At 67.4% G+C, this 15,084-nt stretch carries 12 protein-coding genes and 2 pseudogenes; 10 read left to right on the forward strand and 4 right to left on the reverse strand.

Annotated features, from left to right (window positions below):
- The first annotated feature begins 6 nt into the window (after window positions 1–6).
- The 6 genes from ACZ49J_RS34970 to ACZ49J_RS34995 all read left to right on the forward strand — a co-directional run bounded on the left by ACZ49J_RS34970 (window position 7) and on the right by ACZ49J_RS34995 (window position 7,195).
- Window positions 7–1,251, forward strand: a complete 1,245-nt coding sequence (locus tag ACZ49J_RS34970) for an acyl-CoA dehydrogenase family protein (protein WP_467454564.1) — start codon at window positions 7–9, stop codon at window positions 1,249–1,251.
- Window positions 1,248–2,063 carry a DUF8021 domain-containing protein gene (locus tag ACZ49J_RS34975; RefSeq protein ID WP_467454565.1) on the forward strand — a complete coding sequence of 272 codons (816 nt, stop codon included), beginning with the start codon at window positions 1,248–1,250 and terminating at the stop codon, window positions 2,061–2,063. The genes ACZ49J_RS34970 and ACZ49J_RS34975 overlap by 4 nt, the downstream gene beginning before the upstream one ends.
- A gap of 64 nt (window positions 2,064–2,127) precedes the next feature.
- Window positions 2,128–2,856, forward strand: coding sequence for a helix-turn-helix domain-containing protein (locus ACZ49J_RS34980; protein WP_467454652.1), 729 nt, complete (start codon window positions 2,128–2,130; stop codon window positions 2,854–2,856).
- 87 nt (window positions 2,857–2,943) lie between these two features.
- Window positions 2,944–3,972: a DUF8021 domain-containing protein gene (locus tag ACZ49J_RS34985; protein WP_467454566.1), complete on the forward strand. Its 1,029-nt coding sequence runs from the start codon at window positions 2,944–2,946 to the stop codon at window positions 3,970–3,972.
- A gap of 352 nt (window positions 3,973–4,324) precedes the next feature.
- Entirely contained in the window at window positions 4,325–5,788 is a 1,464-nt protein-coding gene (locus ACZ49J_RS34990) for an aldehyde dehydrogenase family protein (protein WP_467454567.1), read from the forward strand.
- Window positions 5,789–6,274: 486 nt separating this feature from the next.
- A complete protein-coding gene (locus ACZ49J_RS34995) occupies window positions 6,275–7,195 on the forward strand; it encodes an SDR family oxidoreductase (protein ID WP_467454568.1) in 921 nt (306 codons plus the stop codon).
- Window positions 7,196–7,244: 49 nt separating this feature from the next.
- Here ACZ49J_RS34995 and ACZ49J_RS35000 read toward each other — a convergent pair.
- Window positions 7,245–7,379, reverse strand: a pseudogene (locus ACZ49J_RS35000) (transposase); the annotation flags it as partial.
- A gap of 396 nt (window positions 7,380–7,775) precedes the next feature.
- Between ACZ49J_RS35000 and ACZ49J_RS35005 the strand changes: the two are divergent.
- Window positions 7,776–8,212 (forward strand): annotated as a pseudogene (locus ACZ49J_RS35005) (aldehyde dehydrogenase family protein); the annotation flags it as partial.
- 366 nt (window positions 8,213–8,578) lie between these two features.
- On the opposite strand, the gene ACZ49J_RS35010 reads toward ACZ49J_RS35005, so the two are convergent.
- Window positions 8,579–8,947, reverse strand: coding sequence for a hypothetical protein (locus ACZ49J_RS35010; protein WP_467454570.1), 369 nt, complete (start codon window positions 8,945–8,947; stop codon window positions 8,579–8,581).
- 516 nt (window positions 8,948–9,463) lie between these two features.
- Window positions 9,464–10,405 carry an MMPL family transporter gene (locus ACZ49J_RS35015; RefSeq protein ID WP_467454571.1) on the reverse strand — a complete coding sequence of 314 codons (942 nt, stop codon included), beginning with the start codon at window positions 10,403–10,405 and terminating at the stop codon, window positions 9,464–9,466.
- 286 nt (window positions 10,406–10,691) lie between these two features.
- Between ACZ49J_RS35015 and ACZ49J_RS35020 the strand changes: the two genes are divergently transcribed.
- From ACZ49J_RS35020 to ACZ49J_RS35030, 3 genes are all read left to right on the forward strand, one after another.
- Entirely contained in the window at window positions 10,692–12,212 is a 1,521-nt protein-coding gene (locus tag ACZ49J_RS35020) for a flavin monoamine oxidase family protein (protein ID WP_467454572.1), read from the forward strand.
- Between the two features lie 35 nt (window positions 12,213–12,247).
- Window positions 12,248–12,733 carry an SRPBCC family protein gene (locus ACZ49J_RS35025; protein WP_467454573.1) on the forward strand — a complete coding sequence of 162 codons (486 nt, stop codon included), beginning with the start codon at window positions 12,248–12,250 and terminating at the stop codon, window positions 12,731–12,733.
- A gap of 142 nt (window positions 12,734–12,875) precedes the next feature.
- Window positions 12,876–13,463 (forward strand): TetR/AcrR family transcriptional regulator, encoded by a 588-nt coding sequence (locus ACZ49J_RS35030; protein WP_467454574.1) that lies wholly within the window; start codon window positions 12,876–12,878, stop codon window positions 13,461–13,463.
- A gap of 85 nt (window positions 13,464–13,548) precedes the next feature.
- Here the strand turns inward: ACZ49J_RS35030 and ACZ49J_RS35035 are convergent, their stop codons facing one another.
- Window positions 13,549–15,069, reverse strand: coding sequence for a carotenoid oxygenase family protein (locus tag ACZ49J_RS35035; protein WP_467454575.1), 1,521 nt, complete (start codon window positions 15,067–15,069; stop codon window positions 13,549–13,551).
- Window positions 15,070–15,084 lie beyond the last annotated feature (15 nt).

The following is a 15,084-nucleotide window of genomic DNA, read 5'->3' on the forward strand; positions in this document are numbered from 1 at the left end:
CACATCATGACCGCTCCGATGCGCGCGCAGCAGCGCACGGCACCATCCATTTCGATCGCGCCTCCGGAGCCCGATCTGTCCCCAGAGGCACTGATCCTTCGTGCCGAGGAGATGCTCGGTCATCTTCGCGACCGCCAGGCGGAGACGGAGGCGGCGGGAAACGTCCTGGCGGAGACCAACCGGGACATGGTGGAGGCGGGCTTCTACCGTGTGATCCAGCCGCGTCTGTTCGGTGGCTACGGCTTCGACCTGCCGACCTTCGTCCGCCTTGTCACGGCGGTGGCGCGGGGCTGTCCGGAAACCGCCTGGGTGCTCTCCATCGTGTCGGGACATGTGCACCAGCTCGCTACTTTCCCCCTCGATGCCCAGCGGGAGGCGTACGGCGCCCTCGGCGATTTCCGAGCGCCGGAGGTGGCCGCCCCGCAGGGGACCGGTGTGGCGGTGCCGGGAGGCTTTCGGGTGAGTGGTGCGTGGGACTACGCATCTGGGTGCACCCACGCCACGCACATCCTGCTGACATTCCAGGTCAACGACCCTCGGCCGGGTGACTCGCCCTTGCGGATGGGGCTGTTCGAACGCGCCGACTACGAGATCGTGCGGAACTGGGACGTGATCGGTATGCAGGGCACCGGTTCCCACCGCGTCGTGATGAACGAGGTCTTCGTGCCGGCGCACCGGACCAAGCCGTACCCGCAGACAGCGGCGATGCCGCCTGCCGAGGCCTACCGCGACAGTTCGCTCTTCTACGGCCCCGCTCGGCCCTTCGTCATCACCGAGTCCGTCGCAGTGATCGTCGGTGCCGCAGAAGGCGCACTCGATGTCTACGAGGAGACTTTCAGGGCGCGGAAGGCGACCGGCCCGACCGGGGCCTCACGTGCCGATCTGGCCGAGTACCAATTCAACTTCGGACGTTGCCGCGCCCTGGTCGATACGGCGCGAGCCGCGCTGCTGCACACCGCGGCCGACTACATGGAGATCGCGGAACGAACGTTCACGACAGGCGAACCGTGTTCGGAAGACGACAGTCGGCGCCTGGCGATGGTCATGCTGCAAAGCGTCCACCTCGCGCACGAGGCAGTCGACATCATGTTCCGGACAGTGGGCTCTTCGGCGGCGAGGAAGGATGCGTTGCTGGGCCGGTACTGGCGCAATATCGGCGTGCTGCGCGGCCATCTCGCGCATCAGTCCGACAGCGCTGCGATCAACTATGGCCGCGTTCATTTCGGTCACTCCCCTGTAGGTATATCGTGACGAACTCAAATGATCTGACTGGCCTTCTCGCTGACTATCTGTCCGCACTGTCCAGTGGCGCACCTGAGGCGCTCGGATTCCATTCCGACTTCCGCAGCACCGAGAACGGTGCACTCGTGGAGATCGGCCACGGACTCTGGCGTCGGGCGCCGCAATTCGGAGGGATCATCAGCTTCGCCGATCCGCTCACCGGCCAGGCGGTGTGCATGGGCGTGGTCACATTCGAAGGCGGCCAGCCCCTGCCTTTCGCGCAACGTATTCAGGTGCGTGGACAGCTGATCCTCGAAGCCGAAGCGATCGTCAGTTCCGATCCCCAAGGGCATTTCGCCGACGCCGCCCGCCTTCTGAAGCCCGACATCATTTACTCAGCAGTAGTTCCAGCCGACCGCCGCGTCGATCGAGAGGGACTGCGCGCAGCGGCCAATTCCTATTGGGAGGGATTGGAGCAGAGCGACGGGACGATTCCGCGCTTCAACTACCGGTGCGACAAGTTCGACAACGGCGCCAAGACGACGAATACCTTGCGTACGCTTCTGTCGCCCGACGCCAAGGTTCACACTTGTGCGTCCGCGCTCAACGACACCCGTGCGGCGCGCCCGCACGCACGTGAGCGCCGATTTCCGGTGCTCGACACAGAGTTGGGCGTGGCGGCGAGCTTTGTGGTGGTCGACTTTCACCCCATCCCGGACCACCCGCGGCCTGACGCTGGAGCCATGTACATGCTGGGAGTCTTCAAGGTGGTGGATGGTGAGATTCGGATCATCGACGAGATCCGGGAGATCCTTCCATTGAAGGCCTCCTCGGGTTGGTAGCGGCAGGATGGAGAGAGTGGCAGTGGCTGACGAAACGCATCGAAGTGGGACAAGTTCGGACCGGATGCTGTCAGTGATGGACTTGTTCACCCCTGAGCGGCCGGAGTGGACGGTAGAGCAAGCGTGCGTCGCGATGGGCCAGTCCGAGAGCACCGTCTACAGGTATTTTCGGAGCCTGGCGGCGGTTGGACTGATCTTCAGCATCAGGCCGGGTCGCTACCTGCTCGGGCCGGGCATCATCCACTACGAACGGCAACTGCGCCTCTCCGACCCACTGATCCGCGCCGCTGAGCCTGCCGTTGTGAGGATGGCAGCGGAGTACGCTGAACCGGGCCTGATCTTTTTGAGTCGCATCTATCGCGATACCGTCATGACGACGCACGAGCATCGGATCGGCGCCGAGCCGTTCCCGGAGGGCGCGTTCGCCAGGGGGCGTCTGGCCCCGCTGTTCCAGGGAGCTCCCGGGCTGGCCCTCCTCTCCTTCCTTGAGGTGCGGACCGTTCGGTCGATCTACCAGCGGGTCGACTCAGGTGATGCCGACTGGCTTGTCTTCAAGCGGCGCATGCGGGCGGTTCGCGGGCTCGGCTACGCCGTCGGTGTGGATGATCCCGACCCGGGCGTCCTGCACGTTTCGATCCCGCTGAAGCAAGACGGGCACGGCATCGCCGGCAGCCTGACTGTTGCCCTCGCCAGCGGACCCGATAACGCGGCAGCCATCGAAAAGTCGGCTGCGCTGCTCGCGGTCGCAGCAGAAGAGATCGCGCTGCAGGCGCGCAAGGCGGCACCGGAATGATCCGGCTCCGTCCAGGCAGCCGCCGTTCGTTCGTGAGCTTCTACCTTCGGCAGCCTTTGCTGCGCGGGTGAATTGAGAGGACAAGTCATGAAGAACGTCCACACGATCGACTCGGAGGCGGTGCCCCGCCTTGTCGCCGACAGCGGGACCGAAGTGGCGCATGCGCGGACGCCGGGCCATGAGAGCGATGAAGCGCGGAGCTGGCTGAAGTCGCTCGCCGACCGATACTTTGACGCCTTGCTCAGTCACTCGCCCGCAGAACTGCCCCTCGATCCGCAGGTGCGCATGACCGAGAACACCATCGCCATTCCGATGGGTGAAGGGGTCTTGTGGCGGGCCCTGACCAAAGCGCCGGAAGGCTTCCGCGTCGACGTCGTTGACGCGGTCTCCGAGCAGATCGTCGTCGGCGGGTTGCTGGAGGTTCGCGGACGCCCGTATCTCGCCGGCATACGCCTCAGGGTGCGGAAGGGACGGATCATCGAAGTTGAGCATCTCCTCACCGATATGATCCAGCCGGCGGCGTGGGCGAATCTTGAGCGACCCCGTGATGCGCTCCTGCAGGATGTGCCGCTCGAGCAGCGCAATGATCGCGTCGAATTGCAGTTGATCGCCGACTCCTATTTCGACGCACTGACGAGCGAGGACAGCCGCAGCGCTCCTTTCGCGGCCGACTGTGTGCGACATGAGACGGGTCTGCGGACCACCGGCAACTCGACGCCGCCTCAACTGCTGCTTCCGCAGAACACGCCCGCAGACGAGCGGGAGCGGATGCAGATCCTCATGAACGGCATGAGCGTGCGCAGTGCTGCCGAACAGATCGATTCGGGCCTCTTCGCCGATCTGTGGAAGGTGTGGCCGCGGCGGCCGATCGTGATCGACGAGGTCAAGGGACTCGTAGCGGCGTTTCCGCTGTTCATACAGAACGGCGACGTCCGGTCCGCCCCGCTCACGGGTTATCCGGGCGTTGACCGGCTGCCGAACCCGTTGCCGTTCAGCACGCAGTGGCTGGAGATATTCAAGATCCACTCGGGCCGGATTCACGAGATCGAAGCGCCGGTGTTCATCCCGCTCAACTTCGGCGCCGGTAACGGCTGGGACTCAGCCTCCGGTCTATGAACCGTCGCCGACGGCACGAGGCGGTGTGGATGTCCCACCGCTTCTGACGGTGGCATCAACTGGCCGGCGCCTCCGCTGGCGGCAGTGGCTGAATCGACCATGACACGTCCGGGCATGCATGGCCGACTGGATCCTCAGGATCGCTTCCGAGACGGAAGCGCTCCGCCGTTCGGCGGCGCCGCGGGCGACCGGCCGAGCCGGGTGCGACGGCTACCGAGTGAGGGATCGGCGCGGCTGAAGCCGTCCATGGCCAGCTCCCCGAAGCCTATGAGGAACGCGCCCCCTGCAGAGGAGTACCTGCGGGCGTGGCACCAGATGCGATCAATCGAACAAGGGAAGTGAGGAAGACATCATGGCACTGCTCGACACGACGGAATGGACCGAGAGGATCTTCTCCGGAGGCTGGATCAAGGGTTCGGGTGATTCGTACGACTCCTGTGAGCCCGCCACGGGGGACACGTTGGGCCGGGTGGGCGCGGCGACGCCGGACGACCTCGCGCAAGCAGTGGAGCGGGCGACGCAGGCTCAGCGGAGTTGGGCGGCGCTGCCGTACATCGAGAGGGCGCAGGTGCTGCGGCGCGCGGCCCGAGCCTTCGAGGAGAACCACGCGGAGATCGCGGACTGGATCGTGCGGGAGTCGGGAGCACTGCGGCCCTTCGCGGAGTTCCAGGCTTCGAACGGTGGAGCCGAGGAGTGCTACGAGGCAGCCGCCCTGGCTGCGGCGCCGTACGGCGAAGTCCTCCGTTCCATAGATGAGCGATTGTCCTTCTCGCGCCGCTTCCCGGTCGGCGTTGTCGGCGTCATCGCCCCGTTCAACGCTCCCATGGTGCTCGCCATGCGTGCCGTGGCGCCGGCGTTGGCCCTCGGAAACGCGGTTGTGCTGAAGCCGGACCCGCGCACGGCGATCTGCGGTGGCGTGGCGATCGCTCGTGTCTTCGAGGAAGCGGGCCTGCCTGACGGACTCCTGCATGTGCTGCCCGGTGGCGCCGATGTGGGCGCCGCGCTGGTGGATCACCCGCAGGTGCCGGTCATCGCTTTCACGGGGTCCACCCGCGCCGGCAAGGCGATCGCCGCTGCGGCGGCGAAGCGGCTCAAGCGGACGCACCTGGAGCTCGGAGGCAACTCCGCGTTGATCGTTCTCGACGACGTCGACCTGGAGAGGGCCGCGTCCGCCGGCGCGTTCGGCTCCTTCCACCATGCCGGCCAGATCTGTATGGCCTCCAGCCGGCATCTGGTTCACGCCGGGGTCGCCGACGAGTACGTCGAGCTCCTTGCACAGCGTGCGCAGGCCGCGATTGTGGGCGACCCGGCCGGCGGCGACGTCGCTGTGGGACCGATGATCGACCAGCGACAGCTTGAGGCGGCACATGCCGTTGTCACGGACTCTGTCGCGGTGGGCGCGCGGCTCGTGACCGGAGGGACCTACGAGGGGCTGATGTACCGGCCCACCGTGCTGGCAGACGTGCCGCTCAACGCCCGCGCCTACGCGGAGGAGATATTCGGCCCGGTCGCTCCCGTGGTGCGGTTCCACGACCTGGACGAGGCGGCCAAGCTCGCCACCGATACGGAGTACGGGCTGTCCTTGGGCATCCTCACTCGGGACGTCGCCAAGGGCCTGGCGCTCGCGGAGCGCATCCCCACTGGGCTCGTGCACATCAACGACCAGACCGTCAACGACGAGGCGACGGTTCCGTTCGGCGGCCGTGGCGACTCCGGCAACGGATCCCGGCACGGTGGCGCCACCGCGAACTTGGAGGCGTTCACGGAACAGCAGTGGGTCACGGTCCGCGGTGACGTCCCCAGCTATCCGTTCTGACGCAGCCGCCACTGAGTCGGCGCGCCGGCTCGATGAGGTGCAAGGGATCCTGCGCCCGCGGTGTCCGTCAAGGAGGGACGCCGCGGGCTAGGCCGGAAGGCCGCTGCTCCACTCGTGCGGCCATGGTCTTGTGCCTTGATAGATAGTGTGTGCCGCGTAGGGACCCATGCGTGATGTCCCGGCCAGTTGATTTCAACAGGTCGCTGACCTGCGAGATCCCGCCGCGGAGGCTGACTGCGGCGGCTGATTCCCTGCGCGCAGAGGTACGGGTTCCGAAACCATGCCACCGTACGTTGACCCCTGAGCCCGACCCGCGTGCTGTGATGCCCCGGCCAGTTGTGCGATCGCGTGCGCGGGTCCGCAGATGGGTGCAGACCACTGGGGTGGAGCCCGGCGGGAGCACGCCGAGCAACCCGTCCCCCATCCGGTGTCAATCGAGATCAAGAGTTGGCGCTGCTTCCAACGCCATGGCGACAAGAGGATGACATGAGGGATCTGACGAACAAAGTGGCGTTTGTGACCGGTGGTGCTAGTGGGATTGGTTTGGGGATCGTTCAGGCCCTCCTCGCTCATGGCGTCCGCGTCGCCGTAGCGGATTTGCGGCCCGATCACCTCGATGAGGCTCGCAGTGTCCTCGGCGACGGACCGTCCACCGAATTCTTGGAGGTTGACGTCATCGATCGCACGGCGATGGCCGACGCGGCGGATCGGGTCGTCCAGCGCTTCGGCGCCGTACACATCCTCGTCAACAATGCCGGCGTCGGCACCGCACCCACCGTCGAGGCGATGCGCTACGAGGACTGGGACTGGGTGCTCGGGGTGAACCTGGGCGGTGTGGTCAACGGCATCATGAGCTTTCTGCCGCACATGCTGCGCCAGAAGGAGGGCGGGCATATCGTTTCGACATCCTCGATGGCGGGCCTGCTTCCCTCGGTGGACAATTTTATCTACGCCGCGTCCAAATACGCGGTCCGCGGGTTGGGGGACTCGTTGCGCCTCTCGCTCGCGCCCCACGGCATCGGGGTGTCAACGCTCTATCCGGGGCTGACCCGCTCCCGCATGCTGCTGGCCGAGCAGAACCGCCAGGCGCGGTTCGGCACCGGAAAGGCGGCTGACCAGCCTGTCGGCGCCCACGGGCCGACAGGGGATGCCGGGATGGACCCACGGGAGATGGGCGAGATGGTCGTGGACGCCATCCTCAGGAACAAGGGCCATATTCTGAGCCACAGCGAGTTTCGCGGAGAGGTGGCTGAAAATTGCGAAGAACTGCTGGCCGCCTTTCCTGTCAGGCAGGAGATCGGCGCCGATCGCTTCGAATTCCAGGCCATGATCCGCGAGCGCACGAATTCCGCCAGAGCCGCGATCGACCGGATGAACGACCCCGACAGCTCGGACATGGTGGAATGAGGCGCCTCCACTGACGCGGTCGACTGACCTCCCAGCCACGCGGCAACCCGATCTCCCGCATCGCGTAACGGCCCTGACAGCCACTGACCGAAAGGTGCGCGGCCTTCCACGCGACTATCACAGGCTCCACCAGCGCCCACTGCTCGTCGCTCACGTCGGTCTTGTAGGGCTTGCGCTCGCTCACAGGAACCAGCCCAACATGCCCATCGCCGCCGACCGGCCGGGATGCCGCACCGCCCGCGGCGCACCGGAAACGTCAACCAGCCGCTGACGCTCACCGGTGTCTGCACCGGATCGCTCCCGCCAGTCGTCGCCGGACGCTATCAGCGCCCGCTGTCCGGGGAGGGCAGCAGCATGCAGTGCGCCTTCCGAAGACGCGCGGCGGCCGTGGTATTTCGTCCCAGTCGTGCGGTGCTGAGCTTCACCGGTGGAACTCCTTCGGTCTCGACAGGTGCTCGCCCTCCATGAGTACGGCAACGAACCCGTTCGGCAGCAGCAGACGAACGGTGCAGCCCTGGCCGGGTCGGGTGTCGAGCTCCAGCCGACCGCCGTTGGCCTCCGCGGCGCCGCCCGGCACTTCGCCAAGGTGGCGTCGTACATCGACACCCTGCCATCCCACGCCGAGGTGCGGACGGGCGGAACCCAGGTCGGCACGCGGGGCTTCTTCTTCGCCCCGACCGTGATCACCGGTGTGCGACAGTCCGATCGCATCGTCCAGGAGGAGGTTTTCGGTCCCGTCCTGACCGTCCAGTCGTTCCAGCACGAGGCTGAGGCGGTCGCGATGGCGAACGGCGTGCCCTGCGCCTCGCCGCCAGCGTTTGGACGAGGGACCACGGCACCGCCGACCGCCTCAGCCGCGACCTGGACTTCGGGTGCGTGTGGACCAACGCCCACCTTCCGTTCGTCTCCGAGATGCCGCACGGCGGGTTCGGAGCCTCCGGCTACGGCAAGGACCTGTCCGGCTACGGCTTCGACGACTACACCCGCATCAAGCACGTGATGAGCGCGCCCTACTGACGTACGCCGAGCGCGCCGGTGAGGACCCGATCGTCGGACCTCACCGGCGCCTTCTTTGTCTCATCGTCAGGCCGATGACGCCAGCCAAAGCCGCCCGGGACGTACCGGGCGTGCCGAGCGCGACCTGGTCGGCCTTCACTCGCTTCAGGTAGAGGTGAGCGGGGTGCTCCCAGGTCATGCCGATGCCCGCCGTGAAGCTGGACCGCTTCCCTCGGCGGCGTGCACCCCACGTCGCTGTTGTGCGACGCAGCTACGAGCGGCCGCGATCTCGACGTCTTCGGCGGCCACGAGTGCTGCAGGCGCGTAGCGCGCGGCAGAGGGCTGGCAGGCAAGCCTCCCACCAGCCCTCCTGCCGGTTACGCCGGCTCAGCTCCCTGAACTGCCCAGGCCGACGGCCCAGGGAGTCCACCAGTAGGCCGAGGTTGGCACGGCTCCGGTGACCTTCTTGTTGACATAGAGGACGCTCGCCACATCCACGACCGGAATCCATGGCATCTGGTCGAACAGCCGAGCATCGGCCTTTGCCAGCAGTTCGTCACGCACATTGGGGTCGACCGCGCGACTGGCCTGGTCGGCGAGCTTGACGCTCGCGGGATCGTTGAACCCGCCATAGTTGGAGGGGTCCTTCGGGTCCATCCAGTTTCGGTACTGCGCCTGGGGATCTGAGACCGGCAGCGGCCCTTGCGAGCCAAAGGCGTTCGCGTCGATGGCCTTCCAGCCGTCCGGACACGTCATAGAACTGGCCGAGAGTCACGGACTTGTACTGCGTGTTGAGCCCGCAGGCTGTGGCCCAGATGATGCCTGACGCCGACGAAGCACAACGTGCCGCCGCCAGCACGGGTTTGCGCCGTCAGCTGCCGCTCCTGAGCGCCGGGGAGAACGTCGTCCTCACCGCCATGTGCATCGGCACCGAGGAGGTGAACGGGGGCGAGCGGCTGTCCATGGGCCTGCTCGCCGTGACGTACGGTCGAGTGAGCACAGCCCCGCGACACGGCTCTTTACCGCTGAAGGGATATACCAGGCGACCGCGCGGAAACTCTTCTCCAGGGTGGCCCAGGACACCCTTGACAAGCTCCGCTTCCCGCTCGGCGAAGGCCCTCAGGGCATGCTGCTGGCGGCCAAGCTTCCCTGCGGGCCGGCGGTGATGTCCACCTCCCTGCGCACCCTTCATCTCCCGCCGATCGAGGCCGGGCTCGCCATGCCCCCGCTACCGATGGCCGCACTGCAAATGATCGTGCCCGCACCGCACAACTACTGCGTGTACGTCACGATCTCCACCCCTTCCGTCTTCCTCCTCGAATCCTGCAGCGCCCGCCTCGCGCACATTGGCCCCACCCTCACATTCGACGAACTCCCCACTGCCGACACCCCAGGCCCGTAACTCGTCAAACGGAGAAGGGCGTTGTGCGAGTGGCCGTCGGTAGCATCCTGGACATGCCCGGCCAGTGCGATGGACTCCTGGGGGTCGGTTCCGCGGGCGAGTTGCTGACGGCGGCGGGTCAGGATGAACAGGCTGTAGTCGATGCCCACGGCCAGCCCCAGCATCAGCGCGAGCGTGATGGTGGTGGAGGAGATGCTGAACGCCGGGGTGAGGGCGAGCAGCCCGGTGAGTCCCACGGCCACGCCGAGCAGGGCGGGCGGCAGTGACATACCCGCGGCAAGCAGGGAGCCGAAGGTGACGACGAGGACGAGCACGGCGACGGCGACACCGATGATCTCGGACGGGCCTATGTGCACGCCGTTGCTGCCGTAGGCACTGCCGCCCACCAAGGTCCTGAGCCCGCTCTTCTCGGCCGTCTCGGCCGCCCGTTCGATCACGTCCAGGGACGAAGGGTGTGCCTCGGCCCGCTGCACGGAGTACTGCACCTGCACGATCGCTGTGCTCCGGTCGGCAGAGACAGCCCGGGACTGGCTCGGGCCCATGACGGCTTTGACCTGAGGTGCTTTCGCGGCCGCCGCCTCGGTTCCGGCGATGGCCGCGGTGCAGGGGGCCTCGGTGATGTGGTGGCCCTCGGGTGCGGTGAAGACGATCCGGGCGTCCGCTCCGGAGGCTTCGGGCAGCGTCTTGCCGAGCGTGTCCAGCGCGCGCTGCGACTCGGTGCCCGGCACGGTGAAGCGGTCGTCGAGCTTGCCGCCGAAGACGCCGGCGCACGTGATGAGCGCGGCCAGGACCACGAGCCAGATACCGAGCACCAGCTTGCGATGGCGGTAGGCGCTGCGGCCAGCCGATGAAGCAGGACTGCCATGGCGAACTCCCAAGGCCGGTAAGGGATTTTCCGGACGTCGCCTTGCGGCGCGGGACGAACGGTGGAGCGGGTGGGCCGCGCCGTCGCGCGGCTACGGGCATGAGGCATGCCGGTGCCGTGGGCGGCATCCGAGTTGCGTCGAGCGCCGACTTCGTCACTTACTCAAGTCGGACGACCTAATCACTTAACTTGACCCTCCGACATTGTCAGTCGACCATGTCATCTGTATGGTGATGGCCACCGGAGCACGCCGCCCCCGGGAAGAGCCAGGTCATGGGCCTGCCGCTCTCCCCGCGGAGCACGTCCGCAGCGCCGGGAGCACCCCAGGACAAGGAGTGATCATGAGCACCACGCAGAACACGGACACGGACATCGCCGTGGCACACCAGGCCCGCAGGGCGGATGTGGTGGTGATCGGTGCGGGGCTGGCCGGTCTGACCGCGGCACGGGAGCTCGTCGCAGCGGGCAAGTCGGTCGCCGTACTGGAGGCCCGTGACCGGGTCGGCGGCCGGCTGCTCAACCACGACCTCGGCGACGGGCAAGTGACCGAGATCGGCGGGCAGTACGTGGGTCCGACCCAGGACCACATCCTGGCGCTGGCCAAGGAGGTCGGCGTGGACACCTACCAGGCCGCCGCCCCCGGCGAGACCGTCTACGTCAACGACGGCAAGGCCAAGCGGTTCACCGGGCACACCCCTCCGGACCTGCTCGCGCTGCCGGACATGGGTATCGCCCTGGCCCGCATCGGCCAGGCCGCGGCCAAGGTGGACCCGGCCGCCCCCTGGAAGGCCCCGAACGCCCGCGAACTGGACGCCATGACCTACGAGACCTGGCTGCGCAAGGCCGAGATCACCGGCGACGCCGTCGACATGATCAGCCTCTTCCTGAACTCCGCCTACGGCGGCGAGGCCCGCGACGCCTCCGCCCTGTTCAGCCTCTGGTACGTCTCCACGTTCGGCAACGAGACCCACCCCGGCACCATGGAGCGCGGCACCGGCACCACCGGCGGCGCCCAGGACAGCCGCTTCGTCGGCGGCTCCCAGCTCGTCGCCCAGCGCCTCGCCGAAGAACTCGACGGCCGCGTCCACCTGTCGGCGCCGGTGCGACGCGTCAGCCAGGACTCCACCGGTGTCACCGTGGTCTCCGACGCCGGTGACTGGCAGGCCGACCGAGTGATCGTCGCCGTACCGCCGCTGGTGGCCTCGCGGATCGTGTGGGACCCGCTGCTGCCGGCCCAGCAGGACCAGCTCTTCCAGCGGCTGCCGTTCGGCACCCTCATGAAGTGTGTCGCCGTCTACGACAAGCCGTTCTGGCGCCAGGACGGGCTCTCCGGCATGGGCCTGCTGCGCGGCGGATCCCCCATCCGCGAGATGTTCGACAACACCCCGCCAGACGGCGGACCCGGCGTCCTCATGGGCTTCCTCGGCGGCCGGGAATGGCGCACGTGGGCCCACCGCCCGGCCGCCGAGCGCCGAGGCGCCGTCCTGCGCTGCTTCGCCCAGGTCGTCGGGGACCGCGCCTTCGACACCGCCGACTACGTCGAGCAGGACTGGACCGCCGAGCAGTGGACCCAGGGCGGCCCCACCTCCGTCGCCGCCCCCGGCGTACTCACCGACTTCGGCCAGTGGATGGGCCGCCCCCACGGCCGCGTGCACTGGGCGGGCGCCGAATTCTCCCCTTACTGGAACGGCTACATGGACGGCGCGGTCCGCTCCGGCCGCCACACCGCCACCGAACTCCTCCACCAGAACTGAACGCAAGAAGTACCGCCAAGCAAGGGAACCCTGCCATGAACCGTTTCGTCGTCGCCGAGACCGCCATCATCGACGCCCCCCTCGGGCGGGTCTGGGACGTCATCTCCCGCACCGACCGGTACGCCGAGTGGGTCGCCGGAGCCATCGAGGTCACCGACCACCACGGCGTCGCCACCATCGGCAAGACCTACTCCGAGCGCAACCGCACCCTCGGCCCGCTCAAGACAGACTCGGTCTGGACCGTCAGGGAGATTGAGCCCTTCAAGCGCCGCGTCGACACCGGCACCGGATTCGCCCCACTCCAGGACGTCACCAACATCTTCGAGTTCCGACCGGTCCAGAGCGCCGACGGCCGGGAGGCGACGGAGATGCTCTACCAGGTCGAGTACACCATCGGCCTCGGCCCGCTGGGCCTGGTCCTGGACTCCATACAGCAGCCCGCGATGCGCGCCGGCATGCGCACCTCCATGGCCAACCTCAACACCCTGCTCCGTTCCGAGGCGTCGAGGACCGCTCTCTGACAGGCGGCGAATGCTCCTGAGCCGGCGGCCGGCAGGACGGGCGGGCCGTCCGACCGGCCGTGGGCCCAGGTGCGGCCATCATCATGTACCGCTGATTTGTCGAGCGACCTGTTCGACAGACTGAGTCGGATAGGATCACGTCATGGCTCACGTATCCGCGGCGGAGCGCCGCCCACAACTGATCAAGGCGGCCATCGGCCTCATGGCCAGGGAGGGCGTCGCCGCCGGCAGCACCCGCGCCATCGCCGCCGAGCTCGGCGTGGCACAGGCGACCGTGCACTACACCTTCGGCACGAAGGAGGAGCTGTACCGGGCCGTCATGGAACAGCTCACGCACGACCTCGTCGACCAGGTGACACAGGCCGCGCCCACGGACGCGAGCTTCGAGGAAACCGTCGTCACGCTCGCCGAAGCACTCTGGCGTACTGTGCTCGAACAGCCCGCCTCGTATCAGCTGCTCACCGAGCTGAGCATGTTCGCCCTGCGTACGCCACACCTGAAGGAAGCTCTTCAGAACCACTACAGTGAGGTCCTGGCGGTGACGACGAAGCAGGTCGAGCAGGCCGCCGAACGCACCGGTCACCGGCTCGGCCAGCCCGCCGAGACGATCGCGAGGTTCTTCCTGGCCGGCTTCGACGGACTGACGATGCAGCACCTCTCCCTGCCGGACGAGGAAGCCGAGAGTGCCTGCCTGCGGTCCTTGGTCTCAGCTGTCCTGGCCATGGCCTGAGGTCACCCGGTCTTCCGGACCAGGACACCCACGCCATCGCAGTCCGTTGACGCCCGGAACCGAGGACTGGATCGAAGCAACGCCGCTACCTGTCGTCGCCTTTCGCTGCGATGGCACGGTCCAGAACGTCGTGTTCGGCCCAGCTTCCGTGGAAGCCGAACGGCACCCGGCTGGGAAGCTTGACCCGGGCCAGCGGAGTGCGGCGCAGGTCGGCCGCGTCATGGACGAGGAGTTCACTCAGGTCGGTGGCGCGGTTCCACCACAGCGAGAGGAGGTAGCCGTCGTCCTCGCCGCGGGCGTTCTCACGGGCCACGAAGACCGGTTCGCTCGGGCTGGTCAGGCCGTCGGGTCCTTCGACGACGGTGGTGCGGTCGAGAAGGTAGTCGTGACGGGCGAGGCCGTCGGACATGGTGTCGTCGGCCAGGCTGCGCGTGGTGACGAAGTAGCCGTAGCGGTGCGGCCGACCCGTGCAGGCGTCGTTGATCTTGGGGAACTCGCCGAAGATGCCGCTGATCATCTCCTCGGTGGCCCGTCCGGTCGCCAGGTCGACGCGCCAGCGGTAGGGCAGGGCCGGCGGGAACCACTCGTGGGAGCCCACGGGCGTGGAGAGACGGTCGACCGGGTTGCCGAGTCGGCTGATCCGGTGCCCGTCGACGATCAGTTCACCGTCCTGCTCGTAGGCGTTGTAGAAGTGGGTGTTGGCCCAGTGCCCGCCGAGCTCGTGCCGGGTGATCTCGTGGGTGTGGCGGTTCATCAGGACGATCTGGACGCCATGTTCAAGGGAATTCTCGTCCCAGACGACGCCGGGCCTGCTCTGGGCCACCAGGTCGAGGCGGAACTGGGCGGGCGTGACAAAGAAGACCGCGTACGTGTCGCTCACCGCGAAGTCGTGCATGAGGACCGGCACGCCGATGTCGAAGGAGTGCGAGTCCTTGATCTCGGCCGTCTTCACGTCGGCGCGGTACCAGGTGATGGTGGGTCCGACCGCAGCGAAGAACAGCATGTCGCCGGTGTCCGGGTCGGTCTTGTAGTGGCCGGTGCACAGGACATCGACGCCGCCGTGGAAGTCGTACGTGCCGAGGGTGCGCAGCGTCTCGGGGTCCAGCGCGTGCGGCAGTCCGCCGTCGAAGTAGACGAGCAGATGGTCGTCGAAGAGGCCGGCGTTGATGTTGGCCACATTCTTGGCGCGCGGGGCGCCGTCGGGCAGCCTGCCCTGGGTGCCGCCGTTGACGAAGCCGCTGTAGATCGCCTCCCCGGCCTCCACCTCGACCCTCATCGAGTCGGTCTGGACCCAGCGGGTGCGGTAGGCGGCTTTGCCCTCGCGCAGGTAGACACCGCACACCATGCCGTCGCCCTCCCACCAGTGGTAGCGGTCGGTGTTGCGGGGCTGGAAGCGGGGATTGGAGGAGACGCGGAACAGCGCGCCCGCGAGGTCGGACGGTATCTCGCCGTCCACCTCCAGGTCGTACGCCTCGTTCTCCTCCGTCCAGGGTGCGAAGGGGCCGTTGAGGAACCTGTTGCCGGTGTGCCAGTCGGCTCCGGCGCCGACGGGGACGGGGCTCTCTCCGTTCCCACGGGGGACAACGGTCATGGGGTTCGCGGGCATGGGGCTCTCCGAACG

This window comes from Streptomyces sp. NPDC030840, from assembly GCF_055572015.1.

Coding starts and splice junctions, on each gene's coding strand:
- ACZ49J_RS34970 (WP_467454564.1), top strand. CDS start 7: ATGACCGCTCCGATGCGCGCGCAGCAGCGCACGGCACCATCCATTTCG.
- ACZ49J_RS35020 (WP_467454572.1), top strand. CDS start 10,692: ATGGCCACCGGAGCACGCCGCCCCCGGGAAGAGCCAGGTCATGGGCCT.
- ACZ49J_RS34980 (WP_467454652.1), top strand. CDS start 2,128: ATGCTGTCAGTGATGGACTTGTTCACCCCTGAGCGGCCGGAGTGGACG.
- ACZ49J_RS35035 (WP_467454575.1), bottom strand. CDS start 15,069: ATGCCCGCGAACCCCATGACCGTTGTCCCCCGTGGGAACGGAGAGAGC.
- ACZ49J_RS34990 (WP_467454567.1), top strand. CDS start 4,325: ATGGCACTGCTCGACACGACGGAATGGACCGAGAGGATCTTCTCCGGA.
- ACZ49J_RS35025 (WP_467454573.1), top strand. CDS start 12,248: ATGAACCGTTTCGTCGTCGCCGAGACCGCCATCATCGACGCCCCCCTC.
- ACZ49J_RS34995 (WP_467454568.1), top strand. CDS start 6,275: ATGAGGGATCTGACGAACAAAGTGGCGTTTGTGACCGGTGGTGCTAGT.
- ACZ49J_RS34985 (WP_467454566.1), top strand. CDS start 2,944: ATGAAGAACGTCCACACGATCGACTCGGAGGCGGTGCCCCGCCTTGTC.
- ACZ49J_RS35030 (WP_467454574.1), top strand. CDS start 12,876: ATGGCTCACGTATCCGCGGCGGAGCGCCGCCCACAACTGATCAAGGCG.
- ACZ49J_RS35010 (WP_467454570.1), bottom strand. CDS start 8,947: ATGACGTGTCCGGACGGCTGGAAGGCCATCGACGCGAACGCCTTTGGC.